Consider the following 19,225-nt stretch of genomic DNA (forward strand, 5'->3'; position numbering starts at 1 on the left):
GTTCAGCTCACGGCGACGATAGACCGGCGGACCGACAGGGCGAGGTCATCCGAGATCTCGACCAGTCCATGCACCTCCCGAGCATGTGCTGCGACATTGACGAGGATTTCGTCCTCGGTGCTGCACACCCAGTGGGCTTCACAACTAGGAACCACATCTCCACAAGCAAATGACTTCACAGCAGCTACCTCTCATAGGGCACAGAACGGGTGGAGTGATTGTCACAGCGGGACGATGCCATGACGGCAATCACACTAGATGCCTAGAACAATCGGCTGCAGCTCATTATCGGTAAGCCGTCGTACCTGAATTGGTGCTCACCGCGCGCCTCTGGCAATGCGGGTGCGCACGTCCCGTTCGAGTCGCTCCGCGAAGCTCAAGCGTCGTTTCGATTAGTGGGGGTTCTGGCGGAAGTCCCCGATTCCCCTCGAGCCGTCTTCTTCGACCGCTCCTGTGCGTGGATCGTACTGCGGGCGTTGGTAGGCTAACTCTCCGCCGCTCCTACCGCCGAAAGGCCGTCCGTGGTCTGCGTATTCCTCGCGGAAATAGGCCAAACACCAGCTCCCGAGGTGCACACGCGCTCCGGTGCGCAAGATGGTCGGTTCATGCGGCTGCACACTTCCGCGGACGGGTCCGTGCGGGATGAGGACGTACTCATCGTCGTCGTTGTGTTCCACAGTGGCATGGAGTGGGAGCAGACCTTCAAGAACGAGATCCGATTCGGGTGCGCTACCGATCACTGTTGTGCTTCCCGCGAGGTTCACCTCTCGGGGGATCTGCCCGTCCCACGATTCGGAGTTTTGTACGAAGATCAGCCGCGGCCGACCGCTGCCGGCGGTGTGATGAGTGGTGGTTATCTGGCGGCGGCGGACGCGCCGGTTCACGGTCGGCACGATGGGCAGTGGAGTCGAAGGCGGCACAAGACCAGGCCCGCCGCCGCGTTTCTGGGATTTGAGTAACGGTGCCAGCGCTGCCAGCGACCCTGCTCGAATGTGCGGTGAGCGGGTGATAAGCCGCTGCGTCGCGGATGTCTCGACCGCACCCAGGCTGACGATGGTGCCGCTTGGGCCCGCGAGAGTCACAGTGAGTCCCTGGGTGGCGAGGCTTGCACCGAGTTGCCGAAGGCTCTCCATCGATCCTGCCCCGCCGAGACCGGCGAGTGAGGGTTTGTCTCAGTAAATGGTTACCTCGGAGCCCGCCGCCGTGACGGTTCCGTGCTTTCCTTCACCAGGTTGGCCTGCCGCATCCGGGTCATGCAGCGAAACAGAGAGGTCTATGTCCAGCCGGATGCGCTGTCCCACGGATCAGCTCCGGTGACTGTCGGAGCCTGCGGCGTCGTTATCACTGGTGGTAACGCGCACTGTCCCATTAAGTTTCCAGGTGGCCCTAGGTGCGTCCGGGCCGATATCCCGGGGAACCTCGATGGTCATGTCGATGAAACTGTAGTTGACTGCCGCACCCTTGCCGGTGAGATAGGACCACATCTCCTCGGCGAGGTCGGCCCAGTCGCGGATGCTGTGGTTACTGTCGGCAGAGGTGTTTTCAGACATGGCATGCTTCCTTGCGCTTAAGAGGTTTTGCCTGGCGCCCTCTACCCGCCTGACCTGACATGCCCGAGCCTAATCGGTTCAGCACTTCAGGGGAACCCAACGCAGAGAATCGCGCGGTGGATGCTGTAGGTCTGGTGACCGAGGCCTTCGCTGCTGCTGACAGGGTCTGTCGACAGTGATCGTCGATGCGACCCAGCGGCTTCACTCCCTCGGCGAACGAGGGTTTCTGCCGAGCAGGGTTCTGATCCGTATTGCGCGCACAGTGTGGATGTTTCTTGTTCCTGCCTGGGGCATGGATCTACGTGAGGCAGACACAAATGGCGTGTCGGTGAGGTTGAAACACTTTCCTTCGACCGTTCGTGCTGCGGGCTCGGTACTAACGAAGACGGCGCAGCGGTCGATAGTTCTTTGCAACTTTGGTGCGTGAATTGGCGCGCGATTGCTGCTGTGCACTGGTCTCTGACTGAGCCGTGACGACTGATTCATTGAGCATCGCCGGAAGTATCCGGCTGGCCGGATATGAGGGACAGTATGTTGGATGACCGGTTCACGGACCAGCTAGCCATCAATGATCGCGCGCAGCGGTTGATTGATACCGCCGCCGATGGGTTCGTGGGGATGGACGGCGCCGGTGTGGTCACCGACTGGAATCGGGCCGCCGAGAGCCTCTTCGGTTACAGCAGGGAAGAAGCGGTTGGGCACACGGTGAGCGGACGTGATCAATAACCGTGCGGTCGACCACTGATTCAGATCCGACATCATTCCCGCTTTCATCTACATTTAGCGGTTAAAAGGCTGGTGCTGCGGTCACCCGCGCAAGGGGTGGACGCCCAGCAACACGGCGCCGAATCGATGCCCACTACCTTAAAGGGAAGCATGCTTACTGTATCGTCGGAAGGAGTGAACCGCACGAGGTCTTCCCCGCGAGCCGTGGCTGCGAGGCAACAATTGGTGGACTTCGGCCATGCACCGTGGCAGCGGTGATAGTCCGAGGTCGGCCACATCGGTCCTAGCGCATGTCTCAAGAGGCACCTGCCCGGCGGGCGCCTGCCGACGGCCCTATCGCGTTTCTGAAGACTCTGATGGCGAGGCGTTTCGAACGTGGTTTCGAAGCGGAGTTATCGGATGCCGGTGCGTGCGAGTCCTTGCACGAAGTATCTCTGAAAGACCAGGAAGAGCAGCACGATGGGTGTAACGGAGATCAGGGCTAGAGCCATGATGGCTCCGTAGTCGGTGGTGAATTGGCCTTGCAGGAACAGTAGGCCGATGGGCAGGGTGAACAGTTCGCTGTCTTTGAGGGCGATCAGGGGCCATGCGAAGTCGTTCCATTGATACATCACGGTGAGTAGCGTGAGTACGGCGATCAGTGGTTTGCACAGCGGCAGCACGATGCGCAGGAAGACTCGGATACTGCCGGCTCCGTCCATTCGCGCTGCTTCGAGGAGTTCGTCGGGGATGGCGATGATGAATTGGCGGGCAAGGAAAATGCCAAATGCCGAGGCTGCGGAGGGAAAAATCACCGCCCAGAAGGTGCCGTAGATACCCAGTTCGGTGACCAGTCGGAATTGCGCGACCATAATAACCTGTACCGGGATCATCATGGTGCTCAACACCAGCAGGAAAATGGCCCCTTTGCCGGGGAAGTTCAGTTTCGCGAAAGCGTACCCTGCAAGCAGATTCACGGTCACGGTCAGCACCGTGACGATACCGGTGATGACGACTGAGTTACCGAACCACGTCGCGGCAGGGAATGCTGCAAAGATCCGGCGAAAATTATCCAGCGTGGGCTGCTGCGGCCAGAACGATAGTTCCCTGCTGAGAATTTCGGATTGCGGAGTGAGCGCGATGGTGATCATCCAATACAGGGGAAAGGCCATGATCAGTGCGCTCAGTACCGCTGCACAGACGCGTGCCCAGTAGGCGGCCCGCACCTTCGGCGGGACTATCTTTCGTCGTTCGATGACCGGTTCAGGGGCAGCGTTGATGACCGGGGATGTGCCGTGGGCGGTTCTGGTCATGGCGTGTCCTATCCGGCCGTGTCACGGGTTCGGCTGCCGCGCCATTGCAGGGCGGTGAAAATCAACGTGAAGAGGAAGATGACGATGCCGATTGCGGCGGCGTACCCCTGGTTGCGGGTGACGAAGCCGTTCTCGTAGGCGTATGTCACCAAAACTGAGGTGGACCGACCAGGACCGCCACCGGTAAGCACGAAGATGGTGTCGAATACTTGGAAGGAGTAGATGACGTTCATGATCAGCAGGAAGAACGACGACGGCCCTACCAATGGGAGCGTGATGTGACGAAACTGCTGCCATCCGCCGGCTCCTTCCAGCCGGGCCGACTCGTAAAGCTCAGGTGAGATGCCTTGCAATCCGGCGAGATAGATGACCATGTTGAAGCCCAGTCGAATCCATAGGGTAATGAGGATGACTGATGTCATTGCAGCGGTTCCCTCGGATTGCCAGGGCACTGATCCCAGGAAGGCGGTTCCCAGTAGCTTGTTGATCACACCAGTGTTCTCGTCGAAGAGTAGGAGTCCGATGAGCGCTGTCGCCACTCCGGAAATCACCATGGGAACGTATATGAGGGTACGGAAGAGTCTCCGGGCCGGGAGTACCGAATTCATGAGCACCGCGAGTCCAAGTCCGAGACCCATACTCAGCGGCACCGTGATCGCTGTGAAGAGGATCGTATTCAGCAGAGAACGCCAGAACACGGGATCATTGATGAGCTGGAGATAGTTGGTGAAGCCGATCCATTCGGTGCCACCGAACCCGCCGGAGGCTTGGAAGCTGATCAGGAAAGCCCAGCCCAGCGGGACAAACAGAAACAGGCCAAGCAGAACGAAACTGGGTAGCAGAAAGCCGGTAGCTCCTGCCATTTCTAGCCATCGCCGCCAGCTACGTCTGCGCGGTGGCGCACCAGTTGATAACCGGTCCTGGCGCACGGGGGCTTCAGCCGCCATTAGCTTGTTGCTTGAGTGATGCCCTCGGCGATGGCTGCCAGGGTCTGGTCGGTGGGCTGTTGTTGAACGAAGGCGGCTTCCAGTTGATTGCTGAGCGCTACGTTGATTTCAGCCAGTGCAGGGGAAGCGAGCTGCTCGACATCTTTTGGTGTGAGAGTTGTTGCTTGTTCGACCCAGATAGGGGCGATGTCTGGTCGGACGGCGTACTCAAGGTCAGCACCGACCAGACTTTGCAACGTGGGAAGCTCGGATGCTCGGGTGACAAAGTCGGTCATCTGCTCTTCCTGCACCATAAATCTCAGAAAAGCAGCGGCAAGGTCAGGGTTCCGGGCGTTCTTCGTTGCGACAAGGGCATTGCCACCGAGGTCACAGGCCGCCCGTTCATCACGTGGCAGGTAGGTGGCACCCCATTCGAAATCTGTGATGCGAGAATCGAGATCAGGAAGGATGAAGTTGCCAGCGAACAGCATCGCCGTGGTGCCGGATACGAAGGCGTCACTGGCGTAAGTGGCTGATTTGACCGAACTGTTCGGCGGAACAAGGTTCTTCTCGAAAAAGCCCTTGGTAAAGTCGAGTGCCCGCGCTCCGGCCGGTGAGTTGATCGCCGATGAAGTCAAGTCCTCACCCAGCAATCTGCCGCCTGCTTGGAACAACCAGCTCAGCCAGCGCACGGATCCGGCCAGCTGCCAGTTATAGGCGAAGGGATACTGATCGTTCGGCATAAATTCGCGTAACGTGGCGGCGGCCTGGTCGAACTCCTCCCACGTCCACGCAGAATCCAGGCTAGTCGGGATATTCGTGATTCCGGCCTCTTCCATGAGGTCCATCCGGTACACGAGTGCGGAAGTATCCGTCTGATGGGGAACACCATAGGGAATGCCGTCGAACTCCACCGCACGCCACAAGGCCGGGATGAACGCTTCGACCTCAGCGGAATCAAAGTAGTCCGCCAGACTGAGCAGCTGATCCTGGCTGCTGTAAACGCCGAGGTTACCGTAGTCGACTCTAAACAGATCCGGTGCGTTGCCGGCCTGCAACTGGGCATCAATGTTCTGGAAAATCTGCTCATATGGAACTAAGTCCAAATTGATGCGTGCGCCGCTGTTGGCCTCTTCGAAGGCTGAGATGCCTCTGCGGAAACCTTCCGCTTCAGCCTCACTACCCCACGTGGTGAACCGCAACTCGTTGGTCTCACCCGAACTACCGTCAGAGCTCTGCGGTTGTGAAAATCCAGAACATGCGCTCAGAAGAGCACCAACGGAAAGCGCACCAGCGCCGCCGAGAACCTGTCGCCTGCTGACCTGCATACTCTTATCCCATCCATCGGTCTAGGAAGTACATGACGCTGAGTATCAGTCGATGCTGAACGATACTGAGCATTAAGTAAGCCAGTCTGATTGTAAGCTTGTCTAGTGATGACGTCCGAATAATCATCGCGCCTCATGAACCCGCAGATCGACGACCGGGTCCAACTACCGCTACCAAACCCCGTCGCACTCATTGGTGACAACGGTCTCCCGCAACGCACGATGAAGTTCAGTTATAGCTCCGTCAGTCAGTCCGGCCGCAACATGGGGCCGCTGCCAGCCCATCCCCGTGAATGCGAGCAGCAGACGATTCGACGCCGAGGCCCAACCCTTGCCCAAGGCGGCGGCGAGACCTTTTGGCTCCAAGTCGCACGTGACGCCGCGCTAAGTGCCTTAATCACACGCAAGGTCGGTAGCTCTGGCCTGATCGATGAGCCATGCGGATAACTCGCCCACAGCTCGTCCGCGAAAGCTTCATCACACCACCCTGATCTCGCCGAATCGGATGCTGCTTTCCATAGTTGGGCATCGCCGGTGGTAAGAGAATACTGTTAGCCCTTCACGGGGCGTAGCTTGTAAGAGAGGGGAGTGTGCCATGCTTTGTCAGATTCCCGCTGGTTTGGCATCGATCGCGCTGGTCCTGGTTCCTTTGTGGATGTTCTTCACCAATCCGGCGGTGGCCCGCTCTCACCCAGTCCTACCCGGTCTGCTGGTTGTGGCGCTCGTACTCGGAATTATCTTGTCCATTTTGGTGGTCCGGTCTTGGCGGCGTCACCGTAAAACATCATGGGTTCGGATTGTTCTGAGCTCACTCGCGTCGCTGCTGACCATAGGCTTCATGGCCTCCTTGGCATGGCTTAGCCCCTTTCCGGCACGCGATGAGCAAGGGCAACCGGTGAGCGGGTTTGCCCTGGCGGGGGTGAACTTTGAGGAGGACGCGACGTCGATCACGTTGACGCCACCTAACGGAACGAGTCGCGGGCTTGCGTTCTATCCTGGCGCAAGGGTGGAAGCACTCGCCTATGTACCCCTGCTTTCGCAGGTAGCCCTCGACGGGACTACCGTTGTGATCCTCAAGGAGCCCCTCGGGATTTCCCTGCTTCTATCAGGCCAGGCGGGTGAGGCTTTGGAGGACCACCCTGACATCACGACGTGGGCGGTGGGAGGACACTCGCTCGGCGGCGTGTCCGCCGCGATGTTCGCGGCCGAAGACAATCGTGTTGAGGCGCTCCTGTTCTGGGCGTCCTACCCCTTGGAGGACTTGTCCGGCAGTCAGCTCGACGCCCTTTCGATCAGCGGGAGTGAGGACGGGCTCACCACGCCGGCGGACGTCGACGCGTCACGCGAGCTGCTGCCTGACAATGTAGCGTTCCTTGAAATAGACGGCGGCGTGCACGCCTTCTTCGGTGACTACGGCCCGCAGCCAGGAGATGGAAAGCCAACCGCGGAACGTGCAACCGTCCAAGACAGGATCATCTCCTCGACCGTGGACTTTCTCAACGACCTCGGTTAGAGACGGAGAACGGATTTACGACGCACATCGGATCGCAGACTACCGGTGCCGACCGGGGAGGCGGATGTGACGCAGATAAATTAGCACCACGCCCGCGACGATCAGTATGGCAGCACCGGTGAGCTGAGTCTGGCTGGCTATACCTGTGGCGGGCAGCTGCCGGTCGTTGTTTGACTCTGCGCCCGTGCCCGCCGGCGGAGGAAGGTTGACCATCGGCGGAATCACCGCCGATGTGGGTTCAGCTGTGGGGACCGGTGGTGCGGTCGGATCCGGCTCGGGAGAGGGCTCCGGTGAGGGAGATGGCTCGGGCACGGGAGACGGCTCCGGTGTGGGAGACGGCTCCGGGTTTGGTGGGTTGACTGTGATGACCAGGTCAGCGGTTGCGGTGTCTCCGTCTGCACTTCTGAGCTGGTAGATGATGCGTGAAGTCCCGGTGAATTCTGGCGTCGGGGCGAAGGAGACCGACCCGGCGGCAGTGGTTTCGTAGGTGCCTTCGCCGTCGAGGGTCACCGTTGGCGCATATGTGTCGTCGACCGGGTTCAGGAGGAGGGTGCTGCTGGAGTCGATTGCCGAATCGACGCCGTCGTCGTTGGCCAGCACATTCACGGTGACCGGGGTTCCGATGGTTGTGGTGGCGGTATCGTCAACCGCTGCCGGGGCTTGGTTGAGGGCCAGGGTGAAGTCCACGCCCGTCACATCAGTTGTGGTTGTGTCAACTGTGCGTGTGGTGCCATCGACCGGGACGTATCCTGCTGGTGGCAAGATCTCGACTGTGTAACCAGCCTGAGCGACAACATCGGGAAACCCGTAGCTACCGTCGATCGCTGTGGTTGTGGCAGCGACTTCGTTCCCTGCAGGATCGAGCAGCCTGACTTGCACGTCAGCCACCCGGTTCTCGGCGGTTCCAACGGACCCGCCGACGGTGTTGCCGCGGACGGAAAACCAAGTCTGATAAACCGGGAAGCCGCTGCGCTGCCGGTAGGTAAAGGTCAGGGACGACAGCGGCGCTGTTGGAGCAAACCAGGCAGCCGCTCCGACGGTATCGATGCCTGCCGGGTGACCGAGCAACTCACCCGTCACAGGGTTCCAAGTGGGAACGTCGAGTCCATCGGTACCCGAACAGGTACCAGGTCGCGGTGACACGGCGCAGTAATTAAAGGTTTCCCGGAAGCCGAGTTGCTCAGGCGATAAGGGGAGCCCGTCAGGGCCGATTGCGGTGATGATGACGGCGTCGGCATCGATGTCGCCGAGGGTGAAGGCCCAACCCGAGGTTGGTGTCGGCGAGTCAAAAGTGTAGGTCGTGACGGAGGCTCCGGTCGGTGTGTCCGCGGCGGGACGCAGATTCACATACTGTTGTCCCTGACTTGTCCCATATACGGTACCGACGGGAGTGTCCGGGCTCAACCACACAGTGGTACCGGACTGCACGCCTACTGCGCCGCTGCGTGAGGTGGAAGTGAGCTCAGCTGACGGCATACCGGTCACGGGGAAACTGACCGCACCACTATAGGCATTGGCTTCTCCCTCGAATGCCTCCCAGACCCCGTAGGAGGTGGTGGCCGCGTATGCGCCCGCAAGCGGATGGGCTGTCAGCGCCAGGGCCGTGAAAACAGCCATCCCAAAACCGGTTCCCGCTCGTCCTGTCATTGCAAGACCCATTTGACGCTCTTCCCCTCTGCACTTGACAGCACGCTGACCTTGACCCAACTTCACTAAGCCTGTTTGTGAAGCGGCATTGTGCAACTCTGCGCCACGCCACTGATTGAACCGGACCCGTACAACGGTGTGAAACACCCCCAACGCGACCCGTTCGACACCTAGCTGGGAGCCCTCGCCGCACTAGGGAGGCAGTCCTGAACCGGCGAGGGCTCCCAGCTGCATTCTAAGCCTGAATCAACCACAAAAGGTCGGTCACGCATTTACTCTACTTTCGTTCGTGCATTTACTACGGGGCTAGTTATTCCTTTCCCGCATCCTGGGGATGCGAAGTCCCAATGGCTGGCTCGTACTCTCCGAAAGGAAGCCGAGATCCGCGAGGGGATAACGACTGACGCACACGGTACGTTGAGTCTTTCGAATGCGGCGCGCACACCAGCAGGAAACACGACGCCACCGGCCGTGAGCAGTTTTGGCAATCCCAGACTGTCCTGTACCGAATCCGCACCGAGCAGCGCATCACCCGCGAACTTCTGCCAGACGGTAAAGCTATCGCCGCAGTCGCTGGGTCCCCAGGCAACAGTCCGGTAGCTTGTGAGGTTCCCTCTCTCACCATCGCGCAGAATCAATGGCTTTTGTGCAGTCGAGGTGTGCATTGGGTTGTCAGTAGTTCTTTGCTCAACACTCTGTAGCGTACGAACTGGCGGCACAAATCGTCGGTCTGGTCCGAAACCGTAAGGAGACGCGCTTCGGGAGTTTCGTCCGCTGGGTTCACCGGCTCTGGTCGATTTGTGGTCGTCGTGCGGTCGGCGAGGCATTTCAGGTAACGAGAGGCACGGCCGCTCGGAAATAGCTGTCACGGGTTGTGTAAGGCAAGAGCGCTGGCGGTTGGATCATGTGACTGCTGGGTGGTGAACCCGGTGCGGTCAGGACAGGCTCAGCCACGGTCACGAGGCGACGACGCTACATTTCGATCAGTGGGGTACCGAGGACAGTGGGAGCCAACCACGGAATCAGTTGGGCTGTTCCGCTCAGGGTTCCGTTGACGACTAGGAAGACCACGATCAGCGCCGTCACCAGTGAAATGTAAGAGCCGCCATAACCGTCTGAGCGGCTTACCACAGTCGAGGCTTCGGGTTCGTCTTCGAGGGTGAGTGCCCGGCTGTGAGTGCCGCGGCAGATGCTGGTCTGGGAATCGGCCCACCCGATCCGTCCGTCCCACTGACACCCGATTAATGGATCACGCGCTTAGCCGAGCTGCCGCTGATGGAACAGCCGGGCACGGTGTGGCGGTACGACCTTGCCTACGGGGTGCTTGGCGTCCTGTTCGCCCGCGCCAGCGGCCAGCCACTCGACGAGCTGCTGTACCAGCGACGTTCAACTTTTTGGAAATGTACGAACTACGTTCGTCGCACCGCCTGACAGGCTGTCTACAGCTTTCACCGCTGGTGACCCCGGACTGACGTAGCTGGATTCCGCAGCCGACAGCCGATGGGCACAAAAACCGGCTTTCCCTGACGCCCGCAGAGGGCTGGTCTTAACTGCGACGGATCTACTAGGCTTCGCCAGCGCACTCCTTACGGGTGAAGGAGGCGTCCTCAGCCATAACATCCTAGATGCCATGGTCACCAACCGGCTCACAGAGGAACAACGAAATGGGCCATCAGCGCAGGTCTTCTTGCCGGTGGCGGCTGGGGCTACGGAATTCAAATCACCGGAGCCGAGTACGATTCATCAGTGCCGTTTCCCACGGTATGGCTGGGCGGCGGATTGGGCACCCTCTGGTACTCCTGGCCTAAGCATGAAACGGTCGCAGTCCTACCGACCCAGGTACTCCCACCATCCCAAGAACTCATCAAGAGTTTCATCGACGGCGTCGAAACCCAACTCCGAAGTTAAGCTCCGTTCGCTTCGCTCAGCGGTCGCAATAGGGTTCCTCCACGCGTTCCCGGGAAGCGATCGCGAAAAGAGGTCTGCGGTGTAGCGCTTGAATTTCGTCGTAGCTGATCGCGGTAGGGACAGGCTGACCGTCGCGAACGGCGCGTGCGGCCGCGATGGCATTGGTTGGTGCGGCGCGGTAGATCAATGAGCCGGTGCTGATTCTTGCTACTCCTACGCTCGCGAGCTGTTGTCGGGTCAGAGTGGGTGAGGCGAGGACGTTGACTGGTACGTCGAGTGACGCTACGAAATCCTCAATGAGCGCTAAATCGCCCGTACCCGGAAGGAATACCCCGTCGGCGCCCGCGTCCACGTACATTCGGGCGCGGCGGACAGCCTCTTTGAGGTCACATGGCCCAAGCCAGAGGACATCAGTGCGAGGCTCGAAGTGCCCGCAACCTCCTGCCCCGCAACACTTAGCGAGCCGCCCGCCGCAATCCGAAAGTCGTTGAACCCAAATACTCGACACCTCAGTGATCTGGCACGAGTCTGCTTGATGCGTTCGCCGCACGAATAGCTCGATGATTCACTTCGTCCACAGTCGACCTCTAGGGTTCGAATAACGCTTGTTCGACGGGGATGGTTGTTAAGCGGTGCGTTCCATCGCTATAAAAAGTTCTGCTCCCTCGGTCATCGAAATCGTCTCTTCGTCTGGTGAGATGAAGAGACACTGGCCGGCGGTCAAGAAGATTGCATTATGGCGGCCGTGGACATGAGTGGTTCCGGATAAGCAAATGGCGATGGCAGAACCATCCAAATGCACTGTCGCCGGTGCTGTGCCATCGACCCGGACGATCTGAAAGCCGACATCCGGTGGTTGATACGCTCCGACGCCCACGCCAAATGCGGTCGGATCGAGCCGGTTGTCGCTTGTCTCATCGAAGTCGACAATGCTGAGCAGTTCCAAAGGGTCAACGTGTTTGGGGGTAAGGCCTGCCCGAAGCACATTGTCAGATGCTCTCATCAACTCGACCCCTACACCTCTCAAGTAAGCGTGGATGTTGCGCGCAGGCAGGAACAGCCCTCCACCCCGCTTCAGGGTGACCTTTCTGAGTAGCAGGGCTAGAAGCAGACCCCGGTCGCGGGGGTATCGAGCTGCCAATAACTTGATGGTGGTGTTTGGGCTGGCGTTGTCTACTGCTTGCACGAGCGTTTGCAAGGGCGCGTCTAGCGTTGACTGCGGGCTGAGCAGTATCCACTCGACAGCGGGCTGGAGCCCTTCGAGCAGTCGATCAATCAACGGCGTCAGCGTTTGGGTTGTATGTGGTCCGAGCTTGGAGATTTCCTCGATGGAACGCTCCGCCGGTTTGAAGCCGGCGAGTGCCTCGAAGGTGTCGCTGATGGCTACGATGATTTCTGGCTTTGCTTGGTCATCTTTGTAGTTTCGAGTTGGATCATCGAGAGGTAGGCCGACTTCGTTCTCCCTCGCGAAGCCTCGCTGTGCCTGCTGTGTATCGGGGTGAACTTGAAGGGACAGTGGGTGCTCAGCTGCAAGGATCTTGAGCAGGAACGGCAGTTTGGCGGATAGGTTGTCCGTTGCGTTCGCGGCCATCCAGTCAGATAGGTCGGTGTGGCCATTGGCAATAGTGGGGTCTGCGATTCGGGCGGGGGACCCGCTATGTGTGCCTAGCCACAACTCCGCTTCTGGAAGCCCCGAAGGTTCTCGGGCGAGGAGCTGTGCGATCGCGTTGCGGGAACCCCAGTCGTAGTTTCTGGGGGTGTTGGTGATGGGTATCAGCATGTCGTCTATCGGTTCCTTCGATTAGTTCCGTCAGGTATTGGTCGAAGAGCTCCGTCACTGTATGGTCGCCCGGTGTGTCCCGGAGAGCTCTGTTCGTCCGCGCAATATCACACCGCTTGTGCACGGTGGAGCCGGGCATAATGGCCGTCCAGGCCGATGAGTGCGTCATGCGCCCCGACTTCGACGATCCTGCCTCGATCCAGCACGACGATCCGATCGGCACTTCTGATCGTAGACAGGCGATGCGCCACGACGAGCGATGTTCTGCCGCGCATGAGTGTTTCGAGCGCGTCCTTCACTTTGAGCTCCGATGAGGAGTCGAGTGCGCTCGTTGCCTCATCGAGAACGAGGATGCGGGGATCGCGGATGAGCGCACGTGCGATCGTCAGGCGTTGCCTCTGACCACCGGATAGCCGCGCTCCTCTCTGGCCTACGAAGGTGTCCCACCCGTTGGGGAGAGCATCGACTATCTCTGCTGCGTTGGCATGCTCAAGTGCTTGACGGACGAGTTGCGGGTTGGCGTCCTCCATCCCGTAGGTGATGTTGTCGTAGATGGATCCTTCGAACAGAACCGATTCCTGCGGAACTACAGAGACAAACCGCCGAAAGGTGCGAAGGTCCAGGTCGTGCATGTCGCGTCCGTCGAGCAGGATTCGGCCCTCGGTGGGCCTGATAAAGCCAAGCAGCAGGTTGATGGTGGTTGATTTCCCGGACCCTGAGGCGCCGACAAACGCAACGGTTTCTCCAACATTTATGTCCAACGAGAATTGGTCAATCGCGTTCTTCGGGTCGTCAGGGAAACGATAGGACACCTGCTCGAAGGTTATTTGCCCAGAGACCGTTGGCACCGTTTCCTTGCCCTCGTTATCCTCCAGGTCCGGATTCCCCAGGACCTCGAGGATGGACCGGACAGACTCAATCCCCTTCGTAAAGATGGGCGCCAGACCGATGAGTTGTGTGATGGCTGAGGTGAGCGTCGCGAAGTAGGTGCTGAGAAGTACTACCTGCCCAGCACTGATCGGCAGGAAATCCGTGATGGCCGCCCAGCCGGCCAATCCTAGACAAAGTGTTGCCAGGACGTTGAATGAGACCCATGATGTCGTTTCAAAGCGGCTGTTCAACCGATCAAGCACTAACCCTGCCTGCTTTACGTCTTCGGACGTGGCCGCGACCCGTCGCGCAGCAGTGTGCTCGAGCCCGTGCGCCCTTGTGATGGGAATGAGCGTCGCCATCTCGCCTACGCGGTCGGACAGGTCCTCGACGCGTCGACGGAAATCCTCGTTTCGGTGTAGCGCTCGTCGGCGCATTCCAGCGACCAGCGCGGCACCCAGGGGCACAGTCAACGCAAAAACCAGAAGGAACGCCGGTGCCTGCAGTGCGGTGACAGTGATGGCGCCGATCATCAGATTGATTGACAGTACGCATACCGGGAACACCTGCTGCATCAGCAGTTCGACGTTCTCCACATCTCGGACAAGTTTGTTCTGGATCACGGCCGCACTCTTGCGGTTGTGGTATCCGATAGACAGTTCCTGAAGGTGTTCCGTTAGGCGGTTGCGGAGGTCCGCTGCGATGGAGCGGTAGACGCGACTGTAGAGACGGACGTACAGGATGTGATTGGGATAGTTCTGAGCCAGCACCAGAATTGCAATCCCGATTAACAAGGCCAGACGCCGGAGATCCTCGCCCTGCACCACGGTGTCGATGACAAGCGCGGTGATGACTGGGATCACCCATAGGGGGCTGTCCTTGAGCACGTTGAAAAGCAGCGCGGCAAAGATGCGGCGGCGGTAAGGCCGCGCTGCGCTGGCGAGGGCACGTACTGGGTGCGTTGTATTGAGGTTCATGTCGCTTTGAAACTAGCCTCTACGAGAGGAGATCGATCACGGGGGCAACGCGGACCAAAAGGGAAGCGTTATTACGCGGGAAGCAGAGACTCCAGCACGTTGCCGGTCCGGAGAGTATCCAGAACTGCCGGGTGGAAAGGTAAATCAAGCGCCGTGGCGAGTGATTCGTCGAGCAGGTCCCGAATGTGAACGCGCTGTCCGGTCGAAGTGCTACGTACCGCGGCTTCAACCATCGCGAAGCTCAGAAGGTTGCTGTGGACCTCGCCTATCGGGCGCGTCCCGTCACGCAGTGCTGTGACGAACTCAACCAACGCGCCGCGGATGCCTTCGCTTACGGGTGTGGCATTGGCCGCGATCGGTTGGTTCGGTTCCGAAATTGGCGGGTTATCACCGTCCCACAGCACCGATCCTTCCGCACCGCTGATGCGCCATCGGCCGTTCCAGGAGGTTTCCAGCCCCGGGCTGCACCAGCTGCCATTGAAGATAAACCGCGCGCCGCCGGTCATCTCGAAGATGGCTAGGGCGCCGGCGTCGCCGTCGTACCAGCTCCAGTTGGGGTTGTACTCTTCGCAGGAGACGGAGACCGGTTCCGCATCGAGGAGCAGCCTCGCCAGGTCGAATTGATGGATCGCCATGTCTACCAGGAGCGGATGGGGCATAGCGTCCCGGAATCCGCCGAACCGTGGTGCCTTGAAGAAGTCAACGCTGCAAATTCCCAGCGTGCCCAACTGCCGGGACATGGCCAGGGCGTCGACTACATGCTGGTTGTATCGCCGGGACTGGCTGACCATGAACAGCTGATTGGTTAGCGTCGATGTAGCTGCCAGGGCAAGGCTCTGCGGGAGGGTGGCCGCGACCGGCTTCTCGCCCAGTACGGGCAACCCGGCAAAGAGTGCCTCCGTGGTGACGGGGTGGTGTGCTTCAGGAATAGTGGCATCGATGACGGCCTGCGCCCCCGTCTCGCGGGCAAGGGGGACCGTAGCTGTCCCGGTGGGTAGGTCCGGTCGCCCGACGGCGACGGCGGCAGCCCGGGCAGCGTCCTGGTTGAGGTCTACGATGCCGCGCAGGTCGACTAGATGTGATTCTTCTACGGCAGCGATCCATGCGGCGCCCATTCCGCCTGCCCCGACGACGACGACGGGCAGCGGCGCGTCTGTTGGAACGGGCTCAAAGTGGGCGTTCACTTCGTCCCCTCGTAGCTGCGTCCATTGAAGAATTCGTTCAACTCATACTCACCAAGCTCGGGGTAGGTACGCTCACGCTGGCTGGGCAGGGCCCACTGGACCGCGTTGGACAGTACCCGTCGAATATCTTCGTGATGATAGACGGGGTACTCCTGGTCGCCTGGGCTGAAGTAGAAAATCTTGCCGTGACCGCGGCGGAAGGTGCAGCCGCTGCGGAACACTTCTCCGCCGCTGAATGAGCTGAGGAAGATAAGTTCCTCGGGTGTGGGAATGTCGAAGTATTCACCGTACATTTCCTGCTCGTCGATGACGAGCGGGTGCGGTATACCCTGCGTGATGGGATGAGTGGGCTCAACTGTCCAAACCAACTCCCTATCTTGAGCACCCCGCCATCGCAGTGAGCAGGAAGTGCCCATCAGCTTGACAAAAATCTTCGACCAGTGCCCGGAATGCAGCACAAGCAAACCCATCCCGGAAAGAACGTGCCGGTGGACGCGTTCCACGACGTCATCGCTCACCTCGCCGTGCGCCATATGCCCCCACCAGGTCAGCACATCGGTGTTGGTGAGCACTTCTTCGGATAGTCCATGCTCAGGCTCGGACAGCACCGCGGTGCGCACATCAACTTCGGAGCCAAGATTCTGTTGAAGTCCCTCACGGATGGCTCCATGGATGCCATGCGGATAGATCTTCGCAATCCGCTCGTCGGTTTCTTCGTGCCTATTCTCGTTCCAGACTGTGACCCTGATGGGCCCACGATCAAGCGCCATGTGTGTTCCTTCCAGTTGTGGACTATCAGTGCGCCAATTCTTGGGGCGCTACGATTGGGTGTTTCTCGCCGGAGCCGCGAGCGATGAGCGTGGTCGGAATCTGTTGGTGTGCAGGGGGACCGACTGGGTCCTCAAGGCGAGCGACGGCGAGGCGGGCGGCAACGCGTCCCAGCTCTGCGGCGTCGTACGCTACAACGCTGATGTCGGTGAGGTCGGCGAGCTCAAAATCGTCGAAGCCGACGAAAGCCACAGAATCAAGCCGATCCTGCAAAGCATGGATGATGATCGAGCTAATTTTGTTGTTCGCCGCGACAAGCGCGGTAGGCGGCTCCGGAAGCGCCATAAGCTCATCGACGGATTCCGCCACAGTGCCGTAGACCTGTGGCATCTGCACCAACTCAGAGCTGACCGGGATCCCCGCCTCCCGCAATGCGTCCTCATATCCGGCCAAACGTTGCTGGTCGGTGTGCAGTCCAACTGGACTCGAAACGAATGCAATGCGACGATGGCCGATCCCGGTGAGCTTGCGAACGGCTTGTGCCATGCCGTTCCGGTTATCCAGCACTACGGAGTCCGCAATCAGGTTATGGGCGGGGCGATCCACACAAATTACAGGCGTCCCGAGCTGCCGCTCACCCTCAAGATAACTCTGGTCCTGGGAGATCGGCACCATGATGAGAGCTCGAACCCGCTGTCGAAGCAACGTTTCGACCACCGGTTCCTCACTGGTTGGATCATCATCAGTGCTGGCGAGGATCATCATCAATCCCTGCCGTGCCAATTCCCGTTCTGCCCCTGCGGCCACCAAAGCGTAAAACGGGTTGGTCAGATCGCCGATCACGAATGCGATGACGTTGGTGGTACTGCCCTGGCGGAGGCTGGACGCCAGTTGATTGGGCCGGAAGCGCAGAGTGCGGGCGGCGGCCAGCACGCGTTCACGGGTGGGCTCAGCGACCTTTTTGTCACCAAGCATGACCCGGGAGACGGTTTTCGAACTTACACCGGCCAGCTTGCCGACATCCGCAAGAGTGGCTCGCGGTTGAGCACTGGCCACGCGCATGGTGCCGGCATCGGAACTCGACGGTCCATCGCCGAATTTGAGTGTGTCACGTGTCACTGGGCCGCTCATGGAAGAAAGAGTACCACCGCGACGGCGTGTCTTCGCTGACATCACCGGTCAGTTCACACCTAAGGATGATGAAAAAAACCTTGGATAAATCGGAGATCCAGCGTTTTTATAAAGAATTTATGTTGCTATGTCAGCGTTGACATAAATTACTTGACGAAGTGTTCCAGCCGGTAGTAGTGTCAGCGTCAAGCTCCACCGATGTATGACGTACATCACCCTCTAGGAGCTCCTTCATCCGAGAATTGGAGACTACAGATGGCAAAGAAGCACATCGCGGGGGTCGCGACAGCAGCGCTACTGCTCGCTGGCTGCTCCGCCGGAGGCGGCGAGACAGGGTCAGAAGGCGGCGAACCATCGGGCGAGATCACGGTTCTGACGAATCGCACCGATCTCGTCGACACTCTTTTCCAGGAATACAAGGCCGAATTCGAAGAGCAGTATCCGGACGTAACTGTCGACTTTGAGGCAATCACCGACTACGAGGGCGAAGTCACCACGCGGCTCAGTACCGGCGATTACGGCGACGTACTGGGTATTCCCAATTCAGTGACCCCCGACCAGCTGCCACAGTTCTTCGAGCCGTTGGGCACAGTTGAGGAGATGAAGGAACAATACCGGTACGTGGACAAGGCGGCCTATGACGGCACGGCCTACGGTATGGCAACCTTTGGCAACGCAAACGGTTTCCTCTACAACACCGCGGTCTGGGAGGAAGCCGGAATCACGGAAACGCCCACAACGCCCGGTGAGTTCCTCGACGCGTTGCGCGCTATTCAGGAGAACACCGAGGCGATTCCCTACTACACCAACTATGCAGACGGCTGGCCACTCGGTCAGTGGCAGGGCAACCGCGGCATCTCGGGTGACCCCGAAACCGTCAACGAGATGAACTCGATCGACAACCCGTGGAGTGAAGGAAAAGAGCAGTACGTGCTCGACGGTTTGTTGTTCGACATCGTGTCCGAGGGCTTGAGCGAAGACGATCCGCTGACCACGGAATGGGAAGGCTCCAAAGGCATGACAGCCACGGGAGAGATCGCCACAATGGCATTGGGTTCATGGGCAATCACCCAGTTCGAGGACGCAGCCGAAGCTGCTGGTGTTGACCCGGAAACCATCGGATTCATGCCTTTCCCCTATCAGGAGAACGGCACTTTCTACTCGCAGACCGGCGGGGACTTCTCGAACGCCATCAACGTCAACTCTGAAAACAAGGTTGCTGCGCGCGCATGGGTTGATTGGTTCGCGAATGAGTCGGGATTCGCGGAAAGCCAGGGCGCCATCCCGCCGCAGGTGGACAGCGAACTGCCTGAGTCTCTGTCCACCTTCGAAGAACTCGGTGTGGAACTGATCGAACTGACCCCAGCGCCAGCTGAAAATGCCACGCTGCACTCGGACATCTATAACGAGGCAGAGATTGACCTGTTCGGCCAGATCTACCGTCAGCAACTGGTGGACGTCGCGCGGGGTGCGGCCGACGGCGACAAGGAGTCCTTCTTCGAGGATCTCAACACTCGTTGGGCGCAAGCTCGGGCTGAGGTAACCAGTTAGCTAAGGCATCGAACGCGGTGAGCGTCGGACGGTACCGATGGTCGGCGCTCACCGCAGCAATGTCTTCATCCAAC

The 19,225-nt window shown here is 59.4% G+C and carries 19 protein-coding genes; 5 read left to right on the top strand and 14 right to left on the bottom strand.

Features of this window, described 5'->3' with window-relative positions:
* Window positions 1-2: 2 nt before the first annotated feature.
* From ACX80C_RS16070 to ACX80C_RS16085, 4 genes are all read right to left on the bottom strand, one after another.
* On the bottom strand, window positions 3-179 hold the full coding sequence (locus ACX80C_RS16070; protein WP_459327461.1) for a DUF1059 domain-containing protein: 177 nt from the start codon (window positions 177-179) through the stop codon (window positions 3-5).
* A gap of 213 nt (window positions 180-392) precedes the next feature.
* Window positions 393-1,133, bottom strand: coding sequence for an FHA domain-containing protein (locus tag ACX80C_RS16075; protein WP_459327462.1), 741 nt, complete (start codon window positions 1,131-1,133; stop codon window positions 393-395).
* Between the two features lie 39 nt (window positions 1,134-1,172).
* On the bottom strand, window positions 1,173-1,301 hold the full coding sequence (locus tag ACX80C_RS16080; protein WP_459327463.1) for a hypothetical protein: 129 nt from the start codon (window positions 1,299-1,301) through the stop codon (window positions 1,173-1,175).
* Window positions 1,302-1,304: 3 nt separating this feature from the next.
* On the bottom strand, window positions 1,305-1,550 hold the full coding sequence (locus ACX80C_RS16085) for a hypothetical protein (protein WP_459327464.1): 246 nt from the start codon (window positions 1,548-1,550) through the stop codon (window positions 1,305-1,307).
* Window positions 1,551-2,081: 531 nt separating this feature from the next.
* Here ACX80C_RS16085 and ACX80C_RS16090 point away from each other — a divergent pair.
* Window positions 2,082-2,276 carry a PAS domain-containing protein gene (locus ACX80C_RS16090; protein ID WP_459327465.1) on the top strand — a complete coding sequence of 65 codons (195 nt, stop codon included), beginning with the start codon at window positions 2,082-2,084 and terminating at the stop codon, window positions 2,274-2,276.
* A gap of 392 nt (window positions 2,277-2,668) precedes the next feature.
* On the opposite strand, the gene ACX80C_RS16095 is transcribed toward ACX80C_RS16090, so the two are convergent.
* From ACX80C_RS16095 to ACX80C_RS16105, 3 genes are all read right to left on the bottom strand, one after another.
* Window positions 2,669-3,406 carry a carbohydrate ABC transporter permease gene (locus ACX80C_RS16095; protein ID WP_459327466.1) on the bottom strand — a complete coding sequence of 246 codons (738 nt, stop codon included), beginning with the start codon at window positions 3,404-3,406 and terminating at the stop codon, window positions 2,669-2,671.
* Window positions 3,407-3,576: 170 nt separating this feature from the next.
* On the bottom strand, window positions 3,577-4,431 hold the full coding sequence (locus tag ACX80C_RS16100; RefSeq protein ID WP_459327467.1) for a carbohydrate ABC transporter permease: 855 nt from the start codon (window positions 4,429-4,431) through the stop codon (window positions 3,577-3,579).
* 83 nt (window positions 4,432-4,514) lie between these two features.
* Window positions 4,515-5,822, bottom strand: coding sequence for an ABC transporter substrate-binding protein (locus ACX80C_RS16105; RefSeq protein WP_459327468.1), 1,308 nt, complete (start codon window positions 5,820-5,822; stop codon window positions 4,515-4,517).
* Window positions 5,823-6,660: 838 nt separating this feature from the next.
* Between ACX80C_RS16105 and ACX80C_RS16110 the strand changes: the two genes are divergently transcribed.
* A complete protein-coding gene (locus tag ACX80C_RS16110; RefSeq protein WP_459327469.1) occupies window positions 6,661-7,335 on the top strand; it encodes an alpha/beta hydrolase in 675 nt (224 codons plus the stop codon).
* Between the two features lie 39 nt (window positions 7,336-7,374).
* Here the strand turns inward: ACX80C_RS16110 and ACX80C_RS16115 are convergent, their stop codons facing one another.
* On the bottom strand, window positions 7,375-8,952 hold the full coding sequence (locus ACX80C_RS16115) for an Ig-like domain-containing protein (RefSeq protein WP_459327470.1): 1,578 nt from the start codon (window positions 8,950-8,952) through the stop codon (window positions 7,375-7,377).
* A gap of 1,278 nt (window positions 8,953-10,230) precedes the next feature.
* Between ACX80C_RS16115 and ACX80C_RS16120 the strand changes: the two genes are divergently transcribed.
* Entirely contained in the window at window positions 10,231-10,413 is a 183-nt protein-coding gene (locus ACX80C_RS16120) for a serine hydrolase (protein WP_459327493.1), read from the top strand.
* Window positions 10,414-10,728: 315 nt separating this feature from the next.
* Window positions 10,729-10,890: a hypothetical protein gene (locus tag ACX80C_RS16125; RefSeq protein ID WP_459327471.1), complete on the top strand. Its 162-nt coding sequence runs from the start codon at window positions 10,729-10,731 to the stop codon at window positions 10,888-10,890.
* Window positions 10,891-10,906: 16 nt separating this feature from the next.
* On the opposite strand, the gene ACX80C_RS16130 is transcribed toward ACX80C_RS16125, so the two are convergent.
* From ACX80C_RS16130 to ACX80C_RS16155, 6 genes are all read right to left on the bottom strand, one after another.
* On the bottom strand, window positions 10,907-11,440 hold the full coding sequence (locus tag ACX80C_RS16130) for an isocitrate lyase/phosphoenolpyruvate mutase family protein (RefSeq protein ID WP_459327472.1): 534 nt from the start codon (window positions 11,438-11,440) through the stop codon (window positions 10,907-10,909).
* A 75-nt stretch (window positions 11,441-11,515) separates the two neighbouring features.
* Window positions 11,516-12,670, bottom strand: coding sequence for a mannose-6-phosphate isomerase, class I (gene manA, locus ACX80C_RS16135; protein WP_459327473.1), 1,155 nt, complete (start codon window positions 12,668-12,670; stop codon window positions 11,516-11,518).
* A 107-nt stretch (window positions 12,671-12,777) separates the two neighbouring features.
* Window positions 12,778-14,517: an ABC transporter ATP-binding protein gene (locus ACX80C_RS16140; protein ID WP_459327474.1), complete on the bottom strand. Its 1,740-nt coding sequence runs from the start codon at window positions 14,515-14,517 to the stop codon at window positions 12,778-12,780.
* Between the two features lie 71 nt (window positions 14,518-14,588).
* Complete coding sequence (locus tag ACX80C_RS16145; protein WP_459327475.1) at window positions 14,589-15,701, bottom strand: Gfo/Idh/MocA family protein; 1,113 nt, start codon at window positions 15,699-15,701, stop codon at window positions 14,589-14,591.
* A complete protein-coding gene (locus ACX80C_RS16150) occupies window positions 15,698-16,471 on the bottom strand; it encodes a ThuA domain-containing protein (RefSeq protein ID WP_459327476.1) in 774 nt (257 codons plus the stop codon). Before ACX80C_RS16150 ends, ACX80C_RS16145 begins: the two co-directional genes overlap by 4 nt.
* Before the next feature lie 25 nt (window positions 16,472-16,496).
* Complete coding sequence (locus ACX80C_RS16155; RefSeq protein WP_459327477.1) at window positions 16,497-17,600, bottom strand: LacI family DNA-binding transcriptional regulator; 1,104 nt, start codon at window positions 17,598-17,600, stop codon at window positions 16,497-16,499.
* 255 nt (window positions 17,601-17,855) lie between these two features.
* Between ACX80C_RS16155 and ACX80C_RS16160 the strand changes: the two genes are divergently transcribed.
* Window positions 17,856-19,151, top strand: coding sequence for an ABC transporter substrate-binding protein (locus ACX80C_RS16160; protein ID WP_459327478.1), 1,296 nt, complete (start codon window positions 17,856-17,858; stop codon window positions 19,149-19,151).
* Window positions 19,152-19,225 lie beyond the last annotated feature (74 nt).

Source organism: Arthrobacter tecti, from assembly GCF_054511355.1.

Excerpts from the sequence above, each read along its gene's own strand:
- ACX80C_RS16160 (WP_459327478.1), top strand. The coding sequence starts at position 17,856 with ATGGCAAAGAAGCACATCGCGGGGGTCGCGACAGCAGCGCTACTGCTC.
- ACX80C_RS16115 (WP_459327470.1), bottom strand. The coding sequence starts at position 8,952 with ATGGCTGTTTTCACGGCCCTGGCGCTGACAGCCCATCCGCTTGCGGGC.
- ACX80C_RS16150 (WP_459327476.1), bottom strand. The coding sequence starts at position 16,471 with ATGGCGCTTGATCGTGGGCCCATCAGGGTCACAGTCTGGAACGAGAAT.
- manA (WP_459327473.1), bottom strand. The coding sequence starts at position 12,670 with ATGCTGATACCCATCACCAACACCCCCAGAAACTACGACTGGGGTTCC.
- ACX80C_RS16075 (WP_459327462.1), bottom strand. The coding sequence starts at position 1,133 with ATGGAGAGCCTTCGGCAACTCGGTGCAAGCCTCGCCACCCAGGGACTC.
- ACX80C_RS16095 (WP_459327466.1), bottom strand. The coding sequence starts at position 3,406 with ATGATCACCATCGCGCTCACTCCGCAATCCGAAATTCTCAGCAGGGAA.
- ACX80C_RS16110 (WP_459327469.1), top strand. The coding sequence starts at position 6,661 with ATGGCCTCCTTGGCATGGCTTAGCCCCTTTCCGGCACGCGATGAGCAA.
- ACX80C_RS16140 (WP_459327474.1), bottom strand. The coding sequence starts at position 14,517 with ATGAACCTCAATACAACGCACCCAGTACGTGCCCTCGCCAGCGCAGCG.
- ACX80C_RS16085 (WP_459327464.1), bottom strand. The coding sequence starts at position 1,550 with ATGTCTGAAAACACCTCTGCCGACAGTAACCACAGCATCCGCGACTGG.
- ACX80C_RS16105 (WP_459327468.1), bottom strand. The coding sequence starts at position 5,822 with ATGCAGGTCAGCAGGCGACAGGTTCTCGGCGGCGCTGGTGCGCTTTCC.
- ACX80C_RS16100 (WP_459327467.1), bottom strand. The coding sequence starts at position 4,431 with ATGGCAGGAGCTACCGGCTTTCTGCTACCCAGTTTCGTTCTGCTTGGC.
- ACX80C_RS16155 (WP_459327477.1), bottom strand. The coding sequence starts at position 17,600 with ATGAGCGGCCCAGTGACACGTGACACACTCAAATTCGGCGATGGACCG.
- ACX80C_RS16090 (WP_459327465.1), top strand. The coding sequence starts at position 2,082 with ATGTTGGATGACCGGTTCACGGACCAGCTAGCCATCAATGATCGCGCG.